Origin of the sequence: Vannielia litorea, from assembly GCF_900142295.1 — a bacterium.
Taxonomy (GTDB): domain Bacteria; phylum Pseudomonadota; class Alphaproteobacteria; order Rhodobacterales; family Rhodobacteraceae; genus Vannielia; species Vannielia litorea.
Genome location: NZ_FSRL01000001.1, coordinates 3,122,649 through 3,142,557, shown reverse-complemented (window position 1 = coordinate 3,142,557; position 19,909 = coordinate 3,122,649). Strand labels below are relative to the sequence as shown.

Genomic DNA, 19,909 nt, shown 5'->3' with positions numbered 1-19,909 from the left:
ACCGGGTCAGCCCGCCCGCGCCGCTCCGGTTTCGGCTGTCGCCTGCGCCGGGCCGAAGGGCTCGGCCCCCTCTGGCGCGTGAATCGCGAGCTGCTCGTGAATGAGCTGCTTTTTCAGCGGTTTGGCCAGGTAGTGGTCGAGTCCGGCGGCGAGGATCGCCTCGGCGTCTCCGGCCATGGCATGGGCCGTCATCGCCACCACCGGCACCCGGGGCCAGCCGTGCTCTGCCTCCAGCGCGCGGATCGCGCGGGTTGCGGCCTTGCCGTCCATCTCGGGCATGGAGATGTCCATGAACACGAGATCGGGGCGGGTGGTGCGGTAGAGATCGACAGCCTCCGCGCCATTCTCGGCAAAGCTCAGCTCCAGGGCGAGACCCTTGAGCATGGCCGCGAACACCAGCCGGTTGGTCTTGTTGTCCTCCGCGGCCAGCACCCGCATCACCCGTGCCGGCGCCGGGCGCGGGGCGGGCAGCGCGGCCTCCTGCGCGGAAAAGCGCAGCGGCACGGCGGGCAGGGTGGCCATCACCGCGGCGATGTCGGCGTTGCGATAGGGGTAGGTCACCATGTGATCCACTCCGGTTCCGGCGAGCGCCTGGCGCACGGCGGCCTTGCCGTGCCGCAGGATGCAGGCGATTTGGCTGCGGGGCAGCACCGCGCGCAGCCCGCGCACCAGCCCGGCCGGATCCTCGCCCAGAAAGGCGCCGTCGATCACCAGCAGGTCGGGTTCCGGCCCGCTCTCGATGAGCGCGTGCAGCAGGTCCGGCGTGCGGGCGAGCTCGACCTCGAGGCCCACCACCTCCGAGCGGTGCCGGGCGGTATCGGCCCCGGCGCGGGTGGAGGTGGCCACGATCACCCGCGGCGCGCGCCCCTCGGGCCATCGGCCTACCGGGGTGCAGGGCGCTTCCGCCGGAAATGACAGCTCCAGCGTGAAGGTCGTGCCCTGCCCGGGCTGCGAGCGCAGGCCTATGCGCCCGCCCATCAGCTCCACCAGCTGTCGGGTGATCGCAAGGCCGAGCCCGGTGCCCTCGAAGCGCCGGTTGCCCTCGTCCTGCACCTGGTTGAACTGGCCGAAGATATGCTCCTGCAACTCGGGCGGGATGCCGATGCCGGTGTCCTCCACGGCGATCCGCAGGCTCCAGGGCTCGCCTTCGGCGCGGGGCGGGGCCGCCCGCACCTCGATCCGCACATAGCCGGTTTCGGTGAACTTGATGGCGTTGCCCAGCAGGTTGACCACCACCTGCCGCAGGCGCTTGGGGTCGGCGGTGACCATCACCGGGGCGTTCGGAGCGTAATCGAGCATCAGGTCCAGCCCGCGCTCGCGGGCCACCGGCATCGAAAGCGTGACCACCTCGCAGAGCATCGCCTCGAGGTCGAACCGGGCCGGGTAGAGCTCCAGCCGCTCGGCCTCGGCACGGGAAAAGTCGAGCACGTCGTTGATGATCTCCAGCAGCGCCTCGCCGGAATTGCGGATGGTGCGGATGAACAGCGCCTGCTCCTCGTCGATACTCGTGTCGAGCAGCAGGTCGGCCATGCCCACCACCCCGTTCATCGGCGTGCGCAGCTCGTGGCTCATCTTGGCCAGAAAGGCCGATTTGGCGCGGGTCGCGGCCTCGGCGGCGTCGCGCGCCTTCTTCAGCTCGCGTTGCTGGCGCATGTTGTGGGTGATGTCGATGCCGAGGCAGACCATGTCGCCATTGGCGCTGCGCCGGTCGTGCAGCCGCAGGTAGCGCCCGTCGAAGAGGCGGATCGTGATGTCGGGGATGGTCTCGGTGTCCCAGCGGTCGAGCATGGATGTGATCCAGTCGCCCGGGTTGGCCTCGCCCGGGTCCACCAGCCCCTCCTCCACCGCAAGGCGCAGCAAGTCCATGTAGGTGATGCCCGGGGCCATCGACTCGAGCCCCTCGAAGAGCGAGAGCCAGGCGGAGTTGGCAGCCACCAGCCTGTCTTCGGCGTCGAAGACGGCAAAGCCGTCGGTCACCGTCTCGACCGAATCCCACAGCCGCCGCTCGGCGATGGTGGCGGCCTTCTCGGCCTTCTCCAGGTTGGCGCGGGTCTCCTGCGCCACGCCCTTCATGGTCTCGGCCTCCTCCTTCAGGGCATGGGCCTGGGCGCGGGTGGTGGCGACCACCTCGCGCTGCGCGATGATGGTGTCCGACAGCTTCAGCGCATGGTCCGAGAGCTTGCGGTTGGCGGCCATCAGCTCGCGGCTCTTCAGCTCCAGCATCCGCTCGGCCGCGAGCCGCCCCCGCCTCTCTCTCGCCAGCTTGTCGGTCAGTGACATCCCAGGGCTCCCCGTCGCTCCGGCGGCCCGCACTGCCCGGCTGGGGGACTCATGGTTAAGAGCGGCCGCACCCCGGTTTTGCCCGCTTTGTCTTTAAACGTCCTTAACGTGAAATCGGCATTCACTTCTGGGTCGCCCCACTGGACTCGCGCGGCGGGGCCATGTCACGATCATCGCGGATTCACCGCATTTAAGAACCGAGGACATTTCACATGCGTTGCAGCCTTCTCGCGCCCTTCCTCTGCCTGCTGATTGCCCTTTCGGCCGGCCTGCCTGCCGCCGCACAGCAGGGGCCGGGCCAGCCCGCGCCGATCCCCGAGCGGCGGCTGGTGCCCGAGAAGGACGTGGATTTCTACGGTGCCGACCTGCGCGCGCTCTTCGACACGTCCTATGATGCCTGCCGCGCGGCCTGCGTTGCCGATTCCGCCTGCACCGCCTTCACCTTCAATGCCCGCTCCAACGCCTGCTTCCCCAAGCGCGGGGTCGAGCGGCGCGAGGCCTATGAGGGCGCGCAATCGGCCACCGTGGTCACCGAAAGCAGCGAGCGGCTCGCGCTGGCCCGCAGCCGCGCCGCCGAGCTGGAATTCCTCCGCTCCGGTGATCTGACCTCGGCCCGCAGCTTTGCCGAGGAGATGGCCAGCCTGCACTCCCCCGCCGGCTGGGCCCTGGACCGGCTCGAGGCCGGGGCGCTTGAAGCCTCGCGCAACGGAAATTTCCGCGAGGCGATGATCTGGGTCGGCCCGGCGGTGGTGATCGCCGACCGCGACGACCAATGGGTGGATTACGCCCGCTACGCGCTCGACGCGCCGGGCGACAACAGCTCCGAGAAGCGGCAATACGAGCGCCGCGCCCTGATGGCCTCGATCAACGCCTACCTGCGCGCCGATTCCGGGGTCGACCAGTCCGCCGCGCTGCGGCTGCTGGCCTCCGCGCTGGAGCGGGCCGGACGCGGGCGCGACATGATCCCGGCGCTGCGGCTGGCGCAGCAGGTGCTGCCCAACGCAGGCACCCAGGCCGCGCTCGATGACGCGCTGGGCAAATACGGCTTCCGCGTGACCGAGCACCAGGTGGATCCCAACCCCGCCACCCCCCGCGTCTGCGTTTCGTTCTCCGAGCGGCTGGCCGAAACCGGCACCGATTACGCGCCCTACGTGTCGCTGCCCGGCACCTCCTTTACCGCCGAGGCCTCGGGCAGCCAGCTCTGCATCGAGGGCCTGATGCACGGCGAGCGCTACCGGGTGCTGCTGCGCGCCGGCCTGCCCTCGGCCACCGGCGAGAAGATGATCAAGGACGTGGACCTCTCCTTCTACGTCCGCGACCGCGACCCGCAGGTGCGCTTCCCCGGCCGGGCCTACGTGCTGCCCAGGACCGAGGATGCCGCCGTGCCGATCGTGACGGTCAACACCGAGGAGGTGGACCTGTCGCTGCACCGCGTCTCCGACCGCAACCTGCTCCGGGTGATCCAGGAGAGCTACTTCGGCCGCCCGCTGAACGAGTGGGAGGTGGACTATTTCGAAGGCGACATCGCCGAGACGGTCTGGGAGGGCACCGGCCACATGGAGCGGCGCCTGAACGAGGATGTCACCACCCGCCTGCCCATGGCCGAGGCCATCGCCGACCTGCCCGCGGGCGTCTATGCCCTGAAGGCCGGGATTCGCGGCGCCGACCCCTACGAGACGCCCCCGGCGACCCAGTGGTTCGTGATCTCCGACATCGGACTGGCCTCGATGTCGGGCGCCGACGGGCTGCATGTCTTCACCCGCTCCCTCACCACCGCCGAGCCGATGGCGGGGCTCGAGGTCACGCTGCTCTCGCGCTCCAACCGCGAGCTGGGGCAGACCACCACCGATGCGCAGGGCTATGCCATGTTCGAGCCGGGCCTCACCCTCGGGCGAGGCGGCGCGGCACCGGCGATGGTGCTGGTCAAGCAGGGCGAGGACGACATGGGCTTCCTGTCGCTCACCGATCCCTCCTTCGACCTCTCCGACCGGGGGGTGGAGGGCCGGGAGCCCGCGGGCGCGGTCGATGCCTTCCTCACCACCGATCGCGGCGCCTATCGCGCCGGCGAAACGATCTATGCCACCGCTCTGGTGCGCGACGGCCAGGCCGAGGCCATCGACGGGCTGCCCCTGACCGCCATCCTCACCCGCCCCGACGGGGTGGAATATGCCCGCCACTTCTCTCCCGGCGGGGTGGACGGCGGCCATGTGTTCTCGATGCCCGTCTCCGGGGTCGCGCCGCGCGGCGCCTGGAGCCTCGCCCTGCATGCCGACCCGAAGGCGCCGCCGCTCGCCACGCGCACCGTGCTGGTGGAGGATTTCCTCCCCGAGCGGATCGACTTCACCCTTGCCCTGCCGACCGAGGGGCTGACCGAGGGTGAGGCCACGGCCGAGATCGACGTGCGCTACCTCTTCGGCGCACCCGGCGCGGGCCTGCCCGTGGAGGGCGAGCTGCGCATCTCCGCGCGCCGCCAGCTCGAGGCGTTTCCGGGCTACCACTTCGGCTCGCAGAACAACGCCAACGGCCCGCAAACCTCCTGGCTCGACAGCACCAGCACCGATGACGACGGCAAGGCCCGGCTCGCACTGACCATGCCCGACGAGATGGAAGGCTTCGACGGCCCCATCGAGGCGCGGCTCACCGTGCGCGTGGCCGAGGGCTCGGGCCGCCCGGTGGAGCGCCGCGAGGCAGTGGTGACCGGGCCGGGCAAGCCGATGATCGGCATCAAGCCCGCCTTTGAGGGCGTGGTGCCCGAGGGCACCGAGGCCGGCTTCTCGGTGATCGCGCTCGGGGCCGACCTCGCGCCCGCCGACATGGCCGTGAAATGGACGCTGAACCGCGTCACCCGCAGCTACCAGTGGTACAGTGAGTACGGCGCCTGGAACTGGGAGCCGATCACCCGCCGGGAGCGCATCGCCGTGGGCGAGGGCCGGCTCGGGGCCGACCCGCTCGCCGTGGCGGGGCAGGTCGACTGGGGCACCTACGAGCTGGTAGTGGAGCGGCTGGACGGCGAGTATGTCTCGGCCTCCTACGAGTTCTACGCCGGCTGGTATGCGCCGGTCGACGTGTCCTCCACGCCCGACACGCTTGAGGTTTCGCTCGATGCCGAGAGCTACAGGCCGGGCGACACTGCGACCCTGCGGATCGTGCCGCGCTATGCCGGCAAGGCGCTGGTCACGGTCGTCTCCAACCGCCTGATCGACATGAAGATGGTCGAGGTGGCCGAGGGCACCGACACGCTGGTGCAGCTTCCCGTGACCGACGACTGGGGCGCGGGCGCCTATGTGACCGCCACGCTGATCCGCCCGATGGACGTGGCCGACAAGCGCGGCCCGGCCCGCGCGCTGGGCCTCAGCCACGCCAGCGTGGACCCGGGCGCGCACCAGCTTGCCGCCCGCATCGAGGCCCCCGCCGAGATCCGCCCGCGCGGCCCGCTCGAGGTCGCCGTGAAGGTCGAGGGCGTGCTGCCGGGCGAAACCGCCCATGTCACCCTCGCCGCCGTCGACCAGGGCATCCTCAACCTCACCGGATTCACCCCGCCCGACCCCTCGGGCCACTACTTCGGCCAGCGCCGCCTCGGCATGGGGATGCGCGACATCTACGGCCGGCTGATCGACGGGATGAACGGCGCAGTGGGCGAGATCCGCTCGGGCGGTGATGCCGCCTCGGCCTCCCGCCAGTCGCCGCCGCCGACCGAGGAGCTGGTGGCCTATTTCTCCGGCCCGCTCGAGGTGGGGGCCGATGGCTATGCCCGCACCTCCTTCGAGATGCCCTCCTTCAACGGCACGGTGAAGGTCATGGCCGTGACCTGGTCGAAGACCGGGGTGGGGCAGGCCTCCGCCGATGTGCTGGTGCGCGACCCCATCGTGCTGCAAGCCTCGCTGCCGCGTTTCATGGCGCCGGGCGACGAGGGCCGGCTGCTGCTGGAGATCACCCATGCCTCCGGCGAGACCGGCCAGATCGGCCTTTCCGTCACCGGCACCGGCGTGACCCTGCCCACCGGCGCGGCTTCCACGATGGAGCTGGCGCAGGGCCAGACCATCCGCTTGCCGCTCACCGTGGTCGCGGGCGATCCCGGCCTCGCGCGGATCAACGTGGCGCTCACCACGCCCTCCGGCGAGGTGCTCGACAAGCCGCTGAACCTGCCCATCGAGTTGAACGATCCGGAAGTCTCGCGCACCTCGCGCTTCGAGCTGGCCTCGGGCCAGAGCTTCAGCTTCACCCGTGACGTGTTCACCGGCCTGCAACCGGGCACCGGCAAGGCCACGCTGGCGCTCGGCCCGCTCGGCCGGTTCGACGTGCCGGGCCTTCTGGCCTCGCTCGACCGCTACCCCTACGGCTGCACCGAACAGACCACCTCGCGCGCCCTGCCGCTGCTCTACTTCGACGAGGTGGCCCGCGCGATGGGGCTGGAGGAGCAGGCCGACACCCGGCAACGGGTGGAGGGGGCGATCACCCGCATCCTCGCCCGCCAGGCGGCCTCGGGCGGCTTCGGCCTCTGGTATGCCTCCGACGGCGACTTCTGGCTCGACGCCTATGTGACCGACTTCCTTAGCCGGGCCCGGGCGCAGGGCTACGAGGTGCCCGCCATCGCCTTCCGCAACGCGCTCGACAACCTGCGCAACCAGGTCAACTACGCCGCCGACTTCGACAGCGGCGGCGAGGCCATCGCCTATGCGCTGATGGTGCTGGCCCGCGAGGGCGCGGCCTCGATGGGCGACCTGCGCTACTATGCCGACGTGAAGCCGGAGGCCTTCACCACGCCGCTTGGCGCGGCCCAGCTCGGCACCGCGCTGGCGCTCTACGGCGACCCGACCCGGGCCGACGCCATGTTTGCCCGCGCCGCCGCCCAGCTCGCCGCCACCCCCGGCGAGGAGCAGGCCACCTCCTGGCGCGACGATTACGGCACCAACCTGCGCGATGCCGCCGCCGTTCTGGCGCTCTCCGCCGAGGCCGGGAGCAACACGGTCAACCGCGAGGCGCTGGCCGTGCGCGTGACCGGGCAGACCGGCCACACCTCGACGCAGGAGAAGGTCTGGACCCTGATGGCCGCCAAGGCGCTGATCGACGCTGCCCCGCGCGACGGCTTCACCCGCAACGGCCAGCCGGTCACCGGCCCGCTGGTCGAGGTGCTGGCCGACGAGACGGCAGCGCAGCCGGTCGAGATCCGCAACGACAGCGGCGCGCAGACGACCCTGACCCTCACCACCTTCGGCGTGCCCTCCGAGCCCGAGCCCGCCGGTGGCAACGGCTATGCGATCGAGCGGCAGTACTACACGATGGAGGGCTTCGGAGTTGATCTCGGCGCGGTGCCTGCGGGCGAGCGCATGGTGGTGGTGCTCACCGTCACCCCCTTCGGCCGCCGCGATGCCCGGCTGATGGTGGACGATGCCCTGCCCGCAGGCTTCGAGATCGACAACCCCTCGCTGATCCGCTCCGGCGACATCCGCGAGCTCAACTGGCTCCAGACCACCTCCGCCGAACACTCCGAGTTCCGGCAGGAGCGGTTTCTCTCGGCGGTCAACTGGCGGTCCGACAAGCCGTTCCGGCTGGCCTATATCGTCCGCGCCATCTCGCCGGGCAGCTATCACCACCCGGCGGCCTCGGTCGAAGACATGTATCGCCCCGCCTACCGCGCCCGCACCGATGCGGGCCGGGTGACGGTGGTGGAATAGGGCCGGGGGCGCCGGTGAAGAACGGCAAACCCCACGCCACCGCCCGCTGGCGCCGGCTGGACCGGCCCGGCGAAGACACCTGCCGCCTGGTCGAGGAACCGGGCGGCTGGATGCTTTGCGGCCACGCCCGCTATGACCACGGCGGCCAGCGCACCGCGCTGGATTACCTGGTGCGCTGCAACGCCATGTGGGAGGCGCAATCGGCCGATGTGACCGGGCTGATCGGCGGGCAGGAGGTGGCCTGGCGGTTGCTGCGCGGCCCCACCGGCTGGTGCCTCGGCGACGGCCCGGCGGCGCTGGAGGACTGCGTGGATGTCGACCTCGCCTTCACCCCGGCCACCAACCTCCTGCCGCTGCGCCGGCTGGCCTTCGAGGGCACCGAGGAGGTGGCGGCGGCCTGGTTCCGCGAGGAGCAGGACGGCACGCTGGAGCGCCTGCCCCAGCGCTACACCCAGAAGGGCGCGGGCCGTTTTGCCTATGCCTCGCCGGGCTTCGAGGCCGAGCTGACGGTGCACCCCACGGGCTTTGTCACCCATTATCCCGGTCTCTGGGAGGGGGCGGTCGATGTTGCGTGAGCGGCTCATCGGGCGGCTGGCGGTGGGCCTGGCCATCGCCCTCTTCGCCCTCGGGCTGGCGCGCGACAGTCTCGACCAATGGGTCGACGGCACGGTGCTGCCGCCGCTGGTGGCCGAGGCCTCGCCCGAGGTGCTGGCCCGCGACGGCAGCCTGCTGCGGGCCTATACCGTCTCCGATGGGCGCTGGCGGCTGCATGCCACGCCGGCCGATGTCGACCCGCGCTATGTGAACATGCTGCTGGCCTACGAGGACAAGCGCTTCCGGTCGCATCCGGGCGTGGACTGGCGGGCCACCCTGCGGGCCGTGGCCCAGGCGGTGTGGCACGGCGAGGTGGTGTCGGGCGGCTCCACGCTCACCATGCAGGTCGCCCGGATCCTTGAAGACGGGCCCACCGGCCAGTGGGAGGGCAAGATCCGGCAGGTCCGGCTGGCGCTGGCGATGGAGCGGCGGCTGGGCAAGCAGGCGATCCTAGAGCTCTACCTCAACCGCGCACCCTTCGGTGGCAACCTCGAAGGGGTCCGCGCCGCCTCGCTCGCCTATTTCGGCAAGGAGCCGCGCCGCCTGACCCCCGCCGAGGCCGCGCTGCTGGTGGCCCTGCCGCAAAGTCCCGAGCGCCGCCGCCCAGACCGCGCCAACGATGCGGCCAGCGCCGCCCGCAGCCGTGTGCTCGACCGGATGGTAGGCAAGGGCCTGCTGTCGCCTGCCGAGGCGGAAGCGGCGCTGCGCGACCCGGTGCCCGCCCGCCGCCGCGACTTTCCGGCGCTGGCGCCGCACCTGTCGGATCAGCTGCTGGCCGCCAATCCCATCGGCACCCGCCACGCCACCACCATCGACAAGCGCCTGCAATCCGCGCTGGAGCCGCTCGCCGCGCAGACCGCCCGCGAGATCGGCGAGAGCATCTCGGTCGCCATCGTGGTGGCCGACCACCAGACCGGCGAGATCCTCGCCTCGATCGGCTCGGCAGGCTACCTCGACGACACCCGCGCCGGCTGGGTCGACATGACCCGTGCCTTCCGCTCCCCCGGATCGGCGCTGAAACCGCTGGTCTACGGGCTGGCCTTCGACCAGGGGCTGGCGCACCCCGAAACCCTGATCGAAGACCGCCCGATGGCCTTCGGCAGCTATGCGCCGCAGAACTTCGACAACCACTATCGCGGCACGATCCGGATCTCCGAGGCGCTGCGGCAATCGCTGAACATCCCCGTGGTGCAGCTCACCGAGGCGCTGACGCCCGAGCGGCTGCTGGCGCACATGCGCCGCGCCGGGATGGAGCCCAAGCTGCCGCAGGGCCGACCGGGCCTCGCCGTGGCGCTGGGCGGCCTCGGCGTTACGCTGAACGACCTCACCCAGCTCTACGCGGCGCTGGCCCGCGGAGGCGAGAGCATCGCGCTCTCCGCCGCGCAGAGCCCGCGGCACCCCGCGCCGCGCCGCGTGCTCTCGCCCGAGGCGGCCTGGCAGGTCACCCATATCCTCGCGCAGCTCCCGCCGCCGCCACGCGCCTCGCACGGCCCGATGGCCTGGAAGACCGGCACCAGCTACGGCCACCGCGACGCCTGGGCGCTGGGCTACGATGCCCGCCACGTGGTGGGCGTCTGGATCGGCCGGGCCGACGGCACGCCGGTGCCGGGGGCCTTTGGCGCGGGCATCGCCGGCCCGCTGCTCTTTGCCAGCTTCGACCGCCTGAAGCACCAGCGCGAGGCCTTCGCCCCGCCGCCGCCCTCGGTGTTGCTGGTCTCCAACCCCGAGCTGCCCCAGCCGCTGCGCAACTTCGCCTCGCGCTCCGCCGCGCTCTCCACCACTGCGCCCGATGCCCCCAAGCTCGCCTACCCGCCCGACGGGGCCGAGCTGGAGACCGGCGGCGCGCTGGTGGTCAAGCTCCGCGACGGCCGCCCGCCCTTCACCCTGCTGGCCAACGGCGCACCGCTCGCCACCGGCCTGCGCGACCGCGAGGCGCAATTCGACTGGGCCGCGCCGGGCTTTCTGCAGCTCACCGTGATCGACGCCGAGGGCCGCGCCGCCCGCGCCTCGATCCGCGTGCTGAACTGAGAGCGCCCGCCAAGAGAGGTTCTGGTGGTTACCTGAAGCAAGAGAATGAACAGGGCGCGTGGCCGGCCCCATCTTCTTGCTGCAAGTCCTCATGCGAAACGCCCTAAACTTGCGCGACAGCGGGGCAGGGCGTAGGGAGGGGAAACATCCTCAGGAGGCTCCCATGCACACCGCGACCGCCAATGCCGCCACGGCCCACAACCGCCTGCCCGACGACCGCCTGATCGTGGCGCTCGACGTGCCCAACGCGGTGCAGGGGCTGGAGCTGGCCGGGCGGCTGAACGCGGCGGTGAGCTTCTACAAGATCGGGCTGGGCATGCTCTGCGGCGGCGGCATGGCCCTGGCCAACGAGCTGAAGCAGGAGCACGGCAAACGCATCTTCCTCGACATGAAGCTCTTCGACATCGGCGCGACGGTGGAGGCCGCCGTGCGCGGGATCGCCCAGTTCGAGCTCGATTTCCTCACCGTCCACGGCGACCCGCATGTGGTGCGCGCGGCGCAGGAGGGCAAGGGCGGCACCGAGCTGAAGATCCTCGCCGTGACCATCCTCACCTCGCTCGACCGGGCCGATCTCGATGCCGGGCTGATCCGAGCGGGCGATGTGGCCGAGATCGTCACCGAGCGCGCGGCGCGGGCCTTCGAGGCCGGGGCCGACGGGGTGATCGCCTCGCCGCATGAGGCGGCAGCGATCCGGGCGCTGCCGAGCGCGGCGGGCAAGCTCATCGTCACTCCCGGCGTACGGCCCGAGGGCAGCGCCAAGGGCGACCAGAAGCGCATCGCCACGCCGGCCTACGCCGTGGAGCAGGGGGCCGACCACATCGTGGTGGGCCGCCCGGTATGGCAGGCGGCAGACCCGGATGCCGCCGCCCGCGCCATCGTCTCCGAACTGCCCTGAGCCAGATGGCCCAAGCAAAAAGCCGCCCCGGAGGGCGGCTTTTCGTTTTGTCGCTTCGGGCGCAGCTCAGCCCTCGTTGATGTCCTCGTCGAAGGTCTGCACCTGGCGGCCCTTGCCGCCGAAGGTCTTGTAGCAGACCACCCAGGCCACCACGGAGACCACGGCGAAGAACAGCGCCAGCCAGGCGAGGCTGCCGCCAAAGCTGATGCCCAGGGCCAGCAGCACGCCGGTGATCGCCGCGCCGATGGCGAAGCCCACGAAGATGAAGCCGGGGGCGAAGAGCTCGAGGATCGCCAGCACCACGGCCAGCGCGAGCCAGGCCCACCAGGTGGTGAAGAACTCTGCCATCACGCGCCACCCCGCAGCATCTTGAAGGCGTTGCCGAAGGCCTGGATCGCGTCGGACGGCACGATGATCGTCTGCTTGCCGTCACCCTCGCCCAGCGCCACCAGGCTCTCCACCTGCTTCAGGGCGATCTGGTATTGCGCCGCCTCCAGCCCGTTGTCGGCAATCGCCGCAGCCACCACGCCGGTGGCATAGGCCTCGGCATCGGCCTGCACCCGGCGGGCCTTGGCCTTCTGCTCGGCGGCGTAGAGGTCGGCGTCGGCGGCAAGCTCCACCGCGCGCCGCTTGCCCTCGGCCTCGGTCACCTGCGCCCGGCGGGCGCGCTCGGCGTTGAGCTGCTGCAGCATCGCCTGGCGGGTCTGCTGGTCGAGGTTCACATCGAGAATCTCGGCGCGGGTCACCTCGATGCCCCAGTCATCCACCGCGCTCTCGACCAGGCTCTTGATCGAGGCGATCAGCGCGGAGCGGTTCGATTGCACCTCGTCCAGCTCCATCTTGCCGATCTCGGAGCGGACGATACCGGCCACGGTGGTGGCAATGGCGCCGTCCACGTCGCGGATCCGGTAGACCGTCTTTTCCGGCTGGAGAATCCGGTAGAACACCGAGGTCTCGACCTGCACCAGCACGTTGTCGGCGGTGATCGCGTCCTGGCTGGAGTTCGGCAGCTGCCGCTCGAGGATCGAAATCTTGTGCCGCACCCGGTCGATGAAGGGGACGATCAGGTTGATGCCCGGTCCAAGCACCGATTTCAGGCGCCCGAACCGCTCGACCACGTATTTCTCCGACTGCGGAACGACCCGCACGCCGAGGAAGATCGAGATGATGACGAAGAGCGCGAGGAGGCCGACCACGATGGTGCCGCCGCCGACGCTCGGAAGGAAATCCATGAAGTTCATGCCCAAATCCTGTAAAAAACTGCCCCTGCCTCTCCACATATGTGGATCGCTCACGCCGTTTTGAAGTGTTTTTCGACATAGCCCCCCGTCGCCGGGCAGAGCGTGACCGCTTGGACACGCGCCGCCGCGGCGCTACCATGCGGGCGCCTGACGAGTGCCACAAACCATGCCCGCCCTCTGCCGCGACTGCCTGACCCCGTTCGAAAACGGCGTCCGCTGCCCCGCCTGCCGGTCGCCGCGCGTGATCGCGCACCCCGAGCTTTTCAGCCTTTCCATCGCCCACATGGATTGCGACGCCTTCTATGCCTCGGTCGAAAAGCGCGACAACCCGGAGCTGGCGGCAAAGCCCGTCATCATCGGCGGCGGCCGGCGCGGGGTGGTCTCGACCGCCTGCTACATCGCCCGGATCAAGGGCGTGCGCTCGGCCATGCCGATGTTCCAGGCGCTCAAGCTCTGCCCCGAGGCGGTGGTGGTGAAGCCGCGGATGGAGGTCTATGTCGAGGTCTCGCGCCAGATCCGCGCGATGATGGAGGATCTGACGCCCTCCATCGAGCCGCTCTCGCTGGATGAAGCCTTCATGGATCTCACCGGCACCGCGCGCCTGCATGGCCAGCCGCCGGCGGTGATGCTCGCCGGGCTGGTGAAACGGATGAAGACCGAGCTGGGCGTCACCGGCTCCATCGGGCTCAGCCACAACAAGTTTCTCGCCAAGATCGCGTCGGACCTCGACAAGCCGCAGGGCTTTTCGGTGATCGGGGTGGCGGAGACCGAGGCGTTCCTGCGCGACAAGCCGGTGCGGATGATCTGGGGCGTCGGGCAGGCGTTTCAGGCCGCGCTCGAGGGCGCGGGCATCCGCACCTTCGCCGACCTGCGCCGCTGGGAGCAGAAGGAGCTGGCCGCCCGTTTCGGCGCCTCGGGCGCGCGGCTCTGGCATCTCGCGCGGGGGCAGGACAGCCGCCGGGTGAGCCGCGACTCGGGCCTCAAGAGCATCAGCAACGAAACCACCTTCTTCGAAGACACCGCCAGCGCCGACATTCTCGACGGCCACATCTGGCGCCTTGCCGAGAAGGTCTCGGCCCGCGCCAAGGCCAAGGAGCTCTCGGGGCGCACGGTCACGCTCAAGCTGAAGACGGCCAGGTTCAAGCTGCTGACCCGCCGCACCACCCTGCGCGAGCCGACCCAGATCGCCGACAGGATCTACCGCACCGCCCGCGAGCTCTTCGACCATGCCGGGAGCGACGGCCCCTTCCGCCTCATCGGCGTGGGCCTCTCCGACCTCGCGCCGGAGGCCGCCGCCGACCTCTCGGGCGATCTGCTCGATCCCGGCGCAGGCGCCCGCGCCAGGGCGGAGCGGGCGACCGACACGATCCGCGCCCGCTTCGGCAAGGATGCCATCCTGAAGGGCAGGGCGCTCAGGTAGAGGGGCCGGAGGAGCGCGCCTGGCCCTCGACCTTCACGATGGTGCCCTGCGCGGCGGCGCAGAGCTTTTCCTCTCCGTCCGTCACCGAGAAGATGTCGCAGCGCGTCACCGCCTGCCGGCGGCCATGGCCCACCACCTCGCCCCGCGCGATCAGGCGGTCTCCCGCGGCGGGGCGGATGTAGTTGATCTTGATCTCCGAGGTGATCACCGGCCCCAGCACCGTGCCGCCGGCGAAGGTCAGCGCCATGTCGGCGAGGGTGGCGATCACGCCGCCATGGGCGATCCCCATGTGCTGTTTCAGCTCTTCGCGGAAGGGCGCCTCTACAACGCAGCGGCCCTCTCCAAAGCTCTCGAGCTCCGCGCCGACCAGCCGGGAGAACGGTTGCGCATCGAGAATCGCCTGCGCCTCATCTCGTGTCAGCATCCGAACCTCCCCTGCCTGCCGGGCTTCAGGATGCGCCCGTGCGGGCCCGCGTCAAACCTTACGTCACGTTCGGACAGGGGGAGCGGCCTATTCGGCGGCCAGCGGCATTGACGCGGCGCCGCGCCCGATCTCCGCGATCTCGGCGATCACCTCGCCCAGCCGCGCCCGGATCTCGCCGAACTGCGGGCCGCGCGTGATGGTGGCCTCGTCCATGTAGAGCGCGCGGTCGATCTCGACCTGCACCGCATGCTGGCCCCGGGCCGGGCGGCCATAGCTCTGCGCCACATAGGCCCCGGCGAAGGGGGCGTTGCGGGCAACCCGAAAGCCGGCGCGGGCAAAGGCTGCCTCCACGTGGTCCATCACCTCGCCGCCGCAGGCCGCGCCAAAACGATCGCCCAGCACGATCTCGGGCACACGCGCCGCCGCGCCCCGGCCCTTGCGGCTGCCGGCGGCGTCGATCGCCTCATGCGGCATCGAATGGCAGTCGATCAGGATCGCCCGGCCGAACTCGGCGCGCGCCTCGTCGATCTCGTGTTGCAGGGCGCGGTGATAGGGGCGCCAGACCTCGGCAATGCGCGCGCGGGCCTCGTCGAGCGTGATCTTGCCCCGGTAGATCGCCCGCCCGCCCGCCACGACGCGCGGAATCACCCCCAGCCCCGAGCTGACGCGCGGATTGTGCGTCACCGTGGCCACGCCGCTGATGAGCGCCGGGTCGAGCTCGTCGGCCGAGCGGTTCAGGTCGATGTAGGCGCGCGGGGCCGAGGCGGCCAGCAGCACGGCGCCATGCTGGGGCGCGGTGCCGAAAAGCTCGTCCACAAAGGCGTCTTCGGAGCTGCGGATGCTGCGTTCGTCGAGCACGGAGGCCCGCAGGAAGGCCCAGGGATACTCGCTGCCCGAGTGCGGCGAGGCAAACACCGCGCCGGTCGTCCGCACGCGCGGCCGCTCGATCCGGTATGCCCTTGCCTGGCTCTCGTTCATGGCCGCGACTATAGCTTCAAAGCAAGCCATGCCAAAAGCCCTTGAACCATGCGCGGCTTCACTTTATACGCACCGCACCGACGCGGACCGCCCCGCGTCTTTTGCTTTGAGAACGGGGCGATTCGAGGAGGACAGGGCGATTAGCTCAGCGGTAGAGCACTTCGTTGACATCGAAGGGGTCACTGGTTCGATCCCAGTATCGCCCACCATATGAGCCGACCCTTCCAGGGTCATGTTGAACTTGGCACCCAACTGCCGCGTTAGGGGCCGCAAGAGAGGAAAGAGACGATGAAAGTTCGCAACTCGCTCCGCTCGCTGAAAAACCGGCACCGGGATTGCCGCGTGGTCCGCCGTAAAGGCCGTGTCTACGTCATCAACAAGACCCAGCGCCGCTACAAGGCCCGTCAGGGCTGAGACGCTTCAGCGCGCTAGACAGGAAGGGCCGCCCCTCGGGGCGGCCTTTTTTTGTTTTCGGGCGGGCGCGCCGGTCAGAGCCCCAGCGCTCCCGCGATCATCCCGGCGATCTCTGCGTGCAGGGCAGCGCGCTCGCTGCCCTCGGGGTCGGTGCAGACCGGGTCGTCATCTTCCGCCTGCAGCAGCGCCGCCCCCTCCGGCTTGCAGATCGGCATCATGGTGAAGTGATTGGCCGGGTCATGGCGCAGCACCGTCACCCCGGGCAACAGCGCCGCCAGCCCGCTCCGGTCGAAGTCCGTGGCCAGCATCCTGTCCTCGCCGCCGCCAAGCCCCACCATCACCGCGGGCACCTCCAGCCCGGCCACGTCTCCGGCCTCCAGCCCCCAGACGAACCCCGGGTCGATCGCCACCACCTGTGTCACGCGCGCATCACGCCGCGAGGCGTTCCACAGAGCCGGGTCCTGATCCTGCAGGCGCACCTCCTCCGAGAGCAGCAGTTCGCAGGCCTCCATCGCCGCGCCGTGGGTCTCGCAGGCCGCGACGATGCCGGCATGGTTGCCCCGCAGGCCCCCGAGCGAAAGCGCCGTCCACCCGCCGTAGGAGAACCCCGCCGCCATGATCCGGCTGCGGTCGATCCGGGGGGCGTAGCGCGGGTCTTCCAGCAGCCCATCCAGGGCCGCGCGCATGTCTTCGGCCCTTGTCCAGTGCCGCACGCCCCGCGCCATGTCGTGATCGCCCCAGGTGGTGCCGGGGTGGTTCACCACCGCGACGATGGCGCCCCGCGCGGCGAGGTCAGAGGCCAGCCAGGCCAGCGCCCTGTCGGTCCCGCCCATGCCGTGGCTGAGCAGCACCAGCGGGTGGCGGCCGGGCGCGATCTCCGCCCCCATTGCCACCTCCAGGCCCACGAAAACCGGGTTGTCGGCATAAGGCTCCACCGCGCCGCCGCCGCCCGACGGATACCAGATCGCCGCGCGGGTCTCCTTTGCGTGGTGCGGCATGAACATGCTCTCGATCGTCAGCCCCGCGGGCTCGGCGGTGGCGAAGCTGGCCGCCGAGATCATCGGCAGGAGCAGGGCAGCGAGTTTATGTGCAGGGGTCATCGGGTCTCTCCTCGGGTTGAAGTCTGCTGGCCCGACCCTGCGCCCCGCGTCCCGGCCTGCGCGACCTCGAACCGGTTTCAGGTCGCCCGGATCGCGATCTTGGTCTAACGAGGCCGGACACCGCACCAAGCGCAGCGCCCCCATGCCGACCTTCCCGATTCCCGTTTTCGTCGCCCTCGTCCTGCTCTTCGCCTGCCTGCGGCTCTGTCTGTCCGACAGGCGGTTGGGCCCGCTCGCCGCCCTGCTGGCGATCTGCGCCGCGCAGTCGCTCATCATCGCGCTCGCCCAGCACTACGCCCTGCCGGGGATGCGCCACCTCCAGCCGATCACCGCCACCCTGATCCCCGTCGCCGCCTGGCTCGCCTTTCAACTCACCGCCGTGCGCCGCGCCGCCTGGGCGGACCTCGCCCATGCGCTCGTGCCCCTCGGCGCGCTCCTCGCCCTGCTCACGGCCCCCCGCCTGCTCGACCTGGCCTTGCCCGGCGCTTTCCTCGGGTATGGCGCGGCGCTCCTTCTGCGCTCCCTGCAAGGGCCCGACGCCCAGCCGCGCGCCGTTCTGTCCAACGGCAGCATTCCCTCGCTGATCTGGCTCATCATCGGCCTGGCGCTGGTGGCCTCGGCCCTGAGCGATGGGCTGATCCTCGCCGCGCAGGCCAGCGGCTACGGCCACCTGCAACCCTGGATCATCAGCCTCTTTTCGGTCGGCAACCTGCTGGTGATCGGCATCGTCAGCCTGTCGTCCCACCTGCAAACCGGCGCCGAAGACGAGGCCCCGCAGGAGGCCCCCGGCACCGAGCCCGATGCCGAGGTCTGGAGCCGGGTCACCGCCTACATGGCAGAGCGTCGGCCCTATCTCGACCCCGACCTGACCCTCGCAAGGCTGGCCCGCAGGCTCGGCGTGCCCGCCAAGGTGCTTTCGACCACGATCAACCGCGCGACGGACGAGAACGTCTCGCGATTCGTCAACAAGGCACGGGTCGAGGCGGCACAGCGGGCGCTCATGGGCGGCGAGAGCATCACCAACGCCATGCTGTCGTCAGGCTTCAATACCAAGTCCAACTTCAACCGCGAGTTCCTGCGGGTGGCGGGCGAAAGCCCCAGCGACTGGCTCCGCAAACAGGCTCCCGGCGCAGGCCAGCCGCGCGCCGTCGCGCCGGACGCCGGGCAGCGGGGTGGCCTGGCTCGCTAGGGCCTGCGGATGATACTGACGCCCGCGTCGGCCAGCATGCGGCTCACCGTGGCCTCGTCGAGATAGCCCGTCACCTCCAGCTCCCGGTCGCGCTGGAAGCGGCGGATCGCCCGGCGGGTCTGCTGGTCGAATTCGCCATCGGTCGGCCCCGGCTCAAGCCCGAGCTGGGCGAGGCGCCGCTCGACCAGCACGCGGGTGAACTGCGGCAGGCCCAGCGCCTCCTCGCGCGCCTCGGCCTCCTGCCGGTCAGGGCTGGCCTCCTCGGTCAGCCTGTCGATCTGGGCGCGGGCCTCCTCGGCAAAGGCGCCCTGCGGATAGGCCACGAGATAGGCGCGGTAGCTCGCCACCGTGTTGCCCTGCACCGCCACGTCCCAGGCCGCGCGGTCCTGCGCGGCGGCCTGACGGCGCTTGTCCTCCTCGATGATCGAGAGCTGCTCCTGCGCGATCTGGCTGTAGATCCCGTCGGGGTACTTCTTCAGGTACACCCGTAGCCCCGCCTCGTCGCCCGCGGCCCCGGTCACCTCCCAATAGGCCCGGTCCTGCCGCTCGGCCTCCAGGCGGCGGCGCTCGGCCTCGGCCTCCAGCTCGGCGGTGCGGCGCTCGGCCTGCTCGGCCAGCCGGGTGATCTGCTGGCGGGTCAGGTAGGTCGAGGGCGGAAAGCCGTTCTTCTCCTGGAAGGCCTTGATCGCGCCCCGCGTTCCGGGGCCGAAGATGCCGTCGATCCCGCGCGGCCGGTAGTCGAGCACCGTCAGGTTGCGCTGGATCTGCCGGCGCTCGTCGCGGCTCAGCTCCAGCGCCTCCTCGGCCTTGCGCTCGGCGCGGTAGGGCTCTGCCTCGATCTCGGCAATCGCCTTGCGGGCCTGCGCCGCGAACTGCCCCAGCGGGTAGCGGGCGAGGTAGCCCAGGTAGGCCTCCTTGCTGTCGGCATCCACCGCGCTCTCCCAGACGGCGCGCTCCACGTCTGCCGCATCGGCCACCGGCGCGTCGTCGGTCGCGGGGGCCTCGCTGGTCTCGCCCTCGGGCCGCCAGATCGTGGCGTCGGAGAGATATCCCTCGCCGGTCACGGCCTCGGTGCCCTCCACCAGCGCGGCGAGGCTCCGGCCCTGCTCCAGCAGCGGCCCCACGGCAAAGGCGCCCACCTGCGCCGAGCGGCCGCGGATCACGGTCACGCCCTGCGGCACGTCGAGCAGCCCCAGCCCGGCGGCCAAGCCCGGCCCGAGCTGGTCGGGCGCGGCGCTGGCCCCGATGAGCACCACCGACTGCCCCGGCACCGCCGCGGCGATCTCCAGCACGGTCGAAAGCGCCAGCCCCTGACCGGCAACGCTGGCCAGGTTCGGGCGCTCGGCGTCATCGGCCAGCAGCCAGGAGTCGGAGCCCGCGTGCACGATCGGCCCGGAGAGGTGAATCACCAGCCGCCGCTCGCCCTCGATCCCCTGCAGGAACCGCGCGAGCCCCTCGCGCATCAGCTGCGCCGTGGCCGGGCTTCCGCCGATCACGGTAAAGCCCGCGTCCTCATAGGCCGCCGCAAGGTCGGGCGGGCTCGCCCCGAAGATCCCCCGCCCCCCCTCGGGCTGACCCAGGATCAGTGCCCGGTCGGCCAGCGCAGGGGGCGCGGTGAGCGCCAGCACCAGAAGGATTGCTCGTTTCATGCCTACCTCCCGCGCCGTCCCG

The 19,909-nt window shown here is 70.8% G+C and carries 14 protein-coding genes and 1 tRNA gene; 8 read left to right on the top strand and 7 right to left on the bottom strand.

All coding sequences use genetic code 11. The annotated features are described in order from the left end of the window. Window positions 1-6: 6 nt before the first annotated feature. The gene (locus BUR94_RS15320) at window positions 7-2,280 is read right to left on the bottom strand and encodes an ATP-binding protein (RefSeq protein ID WP_074257048.1); all 2,274 of its coding nucleotides are present in this window, start codon (window positions 2,278-2,280) and stop codon (window positions 7-9) included. 212 nt (window positions 2,281-2,492) lie between these two features. Here BUR94_RS15320 and BUR94_RS15315 point away from each other — a divergent pair, with 212 nt between their 5' ends. The 4 genes from BUR94_RS15315 to pyrF all read left to right on the top strand — a co-directional run bounded on the left by BUR94_RS15315 (window position 2,493) and on the right by pyrF (window position 11,472). Beyond that, complete coding sequence (locus BUR94_RS15315) at window positions 2,493-7,955, top strand: alpha-2-macroglobulin family protein (RefSeq protein ID WP_074257047.1); 5,463 nt, start codon at window positions 2,493-2,495, stop codon at window positions 7,953-7,955. Window positions 7,956-7,969: 14 nt separating this feature from the next. Then, entirely contained in the window at window positions 7,970-8,530 is a 561-nt protein-coding gene (locus tag BUR94_RS15310) for a putative glycolipid-binding domain-containing protein (RefSeq protein ID WP_084193062.1), read from the top strand. Then, window positions 8,520-10,577 carry a penicillin-binding protein 1C gene (gene pbpC, locus BUR94_RS15305; RefSeq protein WP_074257045.1) on the top strand — a complete coding sequence of 686 codons (2,058 nt, stop codon included), beginning with the start codon at window positions 8,520-8,522 and terminating at the stop codon, window positions 10,575-10,577. The genes BUR94_RS15310 and pbpC overlap by 11 nt, the downstream gene beginning before the upstream one ends. 163 nt (window positions 10,578-10,740) lie before the next feature. Continuing rightward, window positions 10,741-11,472, top strand: coding sequence for an orotidine-5'-phosphate decarboxylase (pyrF, locus tag BUR94_RS15300; RefSeq protein ID WP_139301296.1), 732 nt, complete (start codon window positions 10,741-10,743; stop codon window positions 11,470-11,472). A gap of 66 nt (window positions 11,473-11,538) precedes the next feature. Here pyrF and BUR94_RS15295 read toward each other — a convergent pair whose 3' ends face one another. Beyond that, window positions 11,539-11,820: an NfeD family protein gene (locus tag BUR94_RS15295; RefSeq protein ID WP_074257044.1), complete on the bottom strand. Its 282-nt coding sequence runs from the start codon at window positions 11,818-11,820 to the stop codon at window positions 11,539-11,541. Further along, window positions 11,820-12,713 (bottom strand): SPFH domain-containing protein, encoded by an 894-nt coding sequence (locus tag BUR94_RS15290; RefSeq protein ID WP_074257043.1) that lies wholly within the window; start codon window positions 12,711-12,713, stop codon window positions 11,820-11,822. The genes BUR94_RS15295 and BUR94_RS15290 overlap by 1 nt, the downstream gene beginning before the upstream one ends. 166 nt (window positions 12,714-12,879) lie before the next feature. Here BUR94_RS15290 and BUR94_RS15285 point away from each other — a divergent pair, with 166 nt between their 5' ends. After that, window positions 12,880-14,133 (top strand): DNA polymerase IV, encoded by a 1,254-nt coding sequence (locus tag BUR94_RS15285; protein WP_074257042.1) that lies wholly within the window; start codon window positions 12,880-12,882, stop codon window positions 14,131-14,133. On the opposite strand, the gene BUR94_RS15280 is transcribed toward BUR94_RS15285, so the two are convergent. Then, window positions 14,126-14,557, bottom strand: a complete 432-nt coding sequence (locus tag BUR94_RS15280) for a PaaI family thioesterase (RefSeq protein WP_074257041.1) — start codon at window positions 14,555-14,557, stop codon at window positions 14,126-14,128. The genes BUR94_RS15285 and BUR94_RS15280 overlap by 8 nt on opposite strands. Before the next feature lie 87 nt (window positions 14,558-14,644). Further along, window positions 14,645-15,535 (bottom strand): N-formylglutamate amidohydrolase, encoded by an 891-nt coding sequence (locus tag BUR94_RS15275; RefSeq protein WP_074257040.1) that lies wholly within the window; start codon window positions 15,533-15,535, stop codon window positions 14,645-14,647. Between the two features lie 134 nt (window positions 15,536-15,669). Between BUR94_RS15275 and BUR94_RS15270 the strand changes: the two genes are divergently transcribed. Together BUR94_RS15270 and ykgO are read left to right on the top strand one after the other, a co-directional pair. After that, window positions 15,670-15,744: transfer RNA gene (locus tag BUR94_RS15270), tRNA-Val, on the top strand. A 79-nt stretch (window positions 15,745-15,823) separates the two neighbouring features. After that, on the top strand, window positions 15,824-15,949 hold the full coding sequence (gene ykgO, locus BUR94_RS15265) for a type B 50S ribosomal protein L36 (RefSeq protein WP_043868284.1): 126 nt from the start codon (window positions 15,824-15,826) through the stop codon (window positions 15,947-15,949). Window positions 15,950-16,023: 74 nt separating this feature from the next. Here the strand turns inward: ykgO and BUR94_RS15260 are convergent, their stop codons facing one another. After that, window positions 16,024-17,049, bottom strand: a complete 1,026-nt coding sequence (locus BUR94_RS15260; protein WP_074257039.1) for an alpha/beta hydrolase family protein — start codon at window positions 17,047-17,049, stop codon at window positions 16,024-16,026. A gap of 142 nt (window positions 17,050-17,191) precedes the next feature. Between BUR94_RS15260 and BUR94_RS15255 the strand changes: the two genes are divergently transcribed. Then, window positions 17,192-18,238 (top strand): helix-turn-helix domain-containing protein, encoded by a 1,047-nt coding sequence (locus BUR94_RS15255; RefSeq protein WP_074257038.1) that lies wholly within the window; start codon window positions 17,192-17,194, stop codon window positions 18,236-18,238. On the opposite strand, the gene BUR94_RS15250 is transcribed toward BUR94_RS15255, so the two are convergent. Further along, window positions 18,235-19,887: a peptidoglycan-binding domain-containing protein gene (locus BUR94_RS15250; RefSeq protein ID WP_074257037.1), complete on the bottom strand. Its 1,653-nt coding sequence runs from the start codon at window positions 19,885-19,887 to the stop codon at window positions 18,235-18,237. The two genes, BUR94_RS15255 and BUR94_RS15250, sit on opposite strands and share 4 nt — an antisense overlap. Window positions 19,888-19,909 lie beyond the last annotated feature (22 nt).

Coding starts and splice junctions, on each gene's coding strand:
- BUR94_RS15260 (WP_074257039.1), bottom strand. CDS start 17,049: ATGACCCCTGCACATAAACTCGCTGCCCTGCTCCTGCCGATGATCTCG.
- BUR94_RS15250 (WP_074257037.1), bottom strand. CDS start 19,887: ATGAAACGAGCAATCCTTCTGGTGCTGGCGCTCACCGCGCCCCCTGCG.
- pyrF (WP_139301296.1), top strand. CDS start 10,741: ATGCACACCGCGACCGCCAATGCCGCCACGGCCCACAACCGCCTGCCC.
- BUR94_RS15275 (WP_074257040.1), bottom strand. CDS start 15,535: ATGAACGAGAGCCAGGCAAGGGCATACCGGATCGAGCGGCCGCGCGTG.
- BUR94_RS15315 (WP_074257047.1), top strand. CDS start 2,493: ATGCGTTGCAGCCTTCTCGCGCCCTTCCTCTGCCTGCTGATTGCCCTT.
- BUR94_RS15290 (WP_074257043.1), bottom strand. CDS start 12,713: ATGAACTTCATGGATTTCCTTCCGAGCGTCGGCGGCGGCACCATCGTG.
- BUR94_RS15285 (WP_074257042.1), top strand. CDS start 12,880: ATGCCCGCCCTCTGCCGCGACTGCCTGACCCCGTTCGAAAACGGCGTC.
- BUR94_RS15320 (WP_074257048.1), bottom strand. CDS start 2,280: ATGTCACTGACCGACAAGCTGGCGAGAGAGAGGCGGGGGCGGCTCGCG.
- BUR94_RS15280 (WP_074257041.1), bottom strand. CDS start 14,557: ATGCTGACACGAGATGAGGCGCAGGCGATTCTCGATGCGCAACCGTTC.
- BUR94_RS15295 (WP_074257044.1), bottom strand. CDS start 11,820: ATGGCAGAGTTCTTCACCACCTGGTGGGCCTGGCTCGCGCTGGCCGTG.
- pbpC (WP_074257045.1), top strand. CDS start 8,520: ATGTTGCGTGAGCGGCTCATCGGGCGGCTGGCGGTGGGCCTGGCCATC.
- BUR94_RS15255 (WP_074257038.1), top strand. CDS start 17,192: ATGCCGACCTTCCCGATTCCCGTTTTCGTCGCCCTCGTCCTGCTCTTC.
- ykgO (WP_043868284.1), top strand. CDS start 15,824: ATGAAAGTTCGCAACTCGCTCCGCTCGCTGAAAAACCGGCACCGGGAT.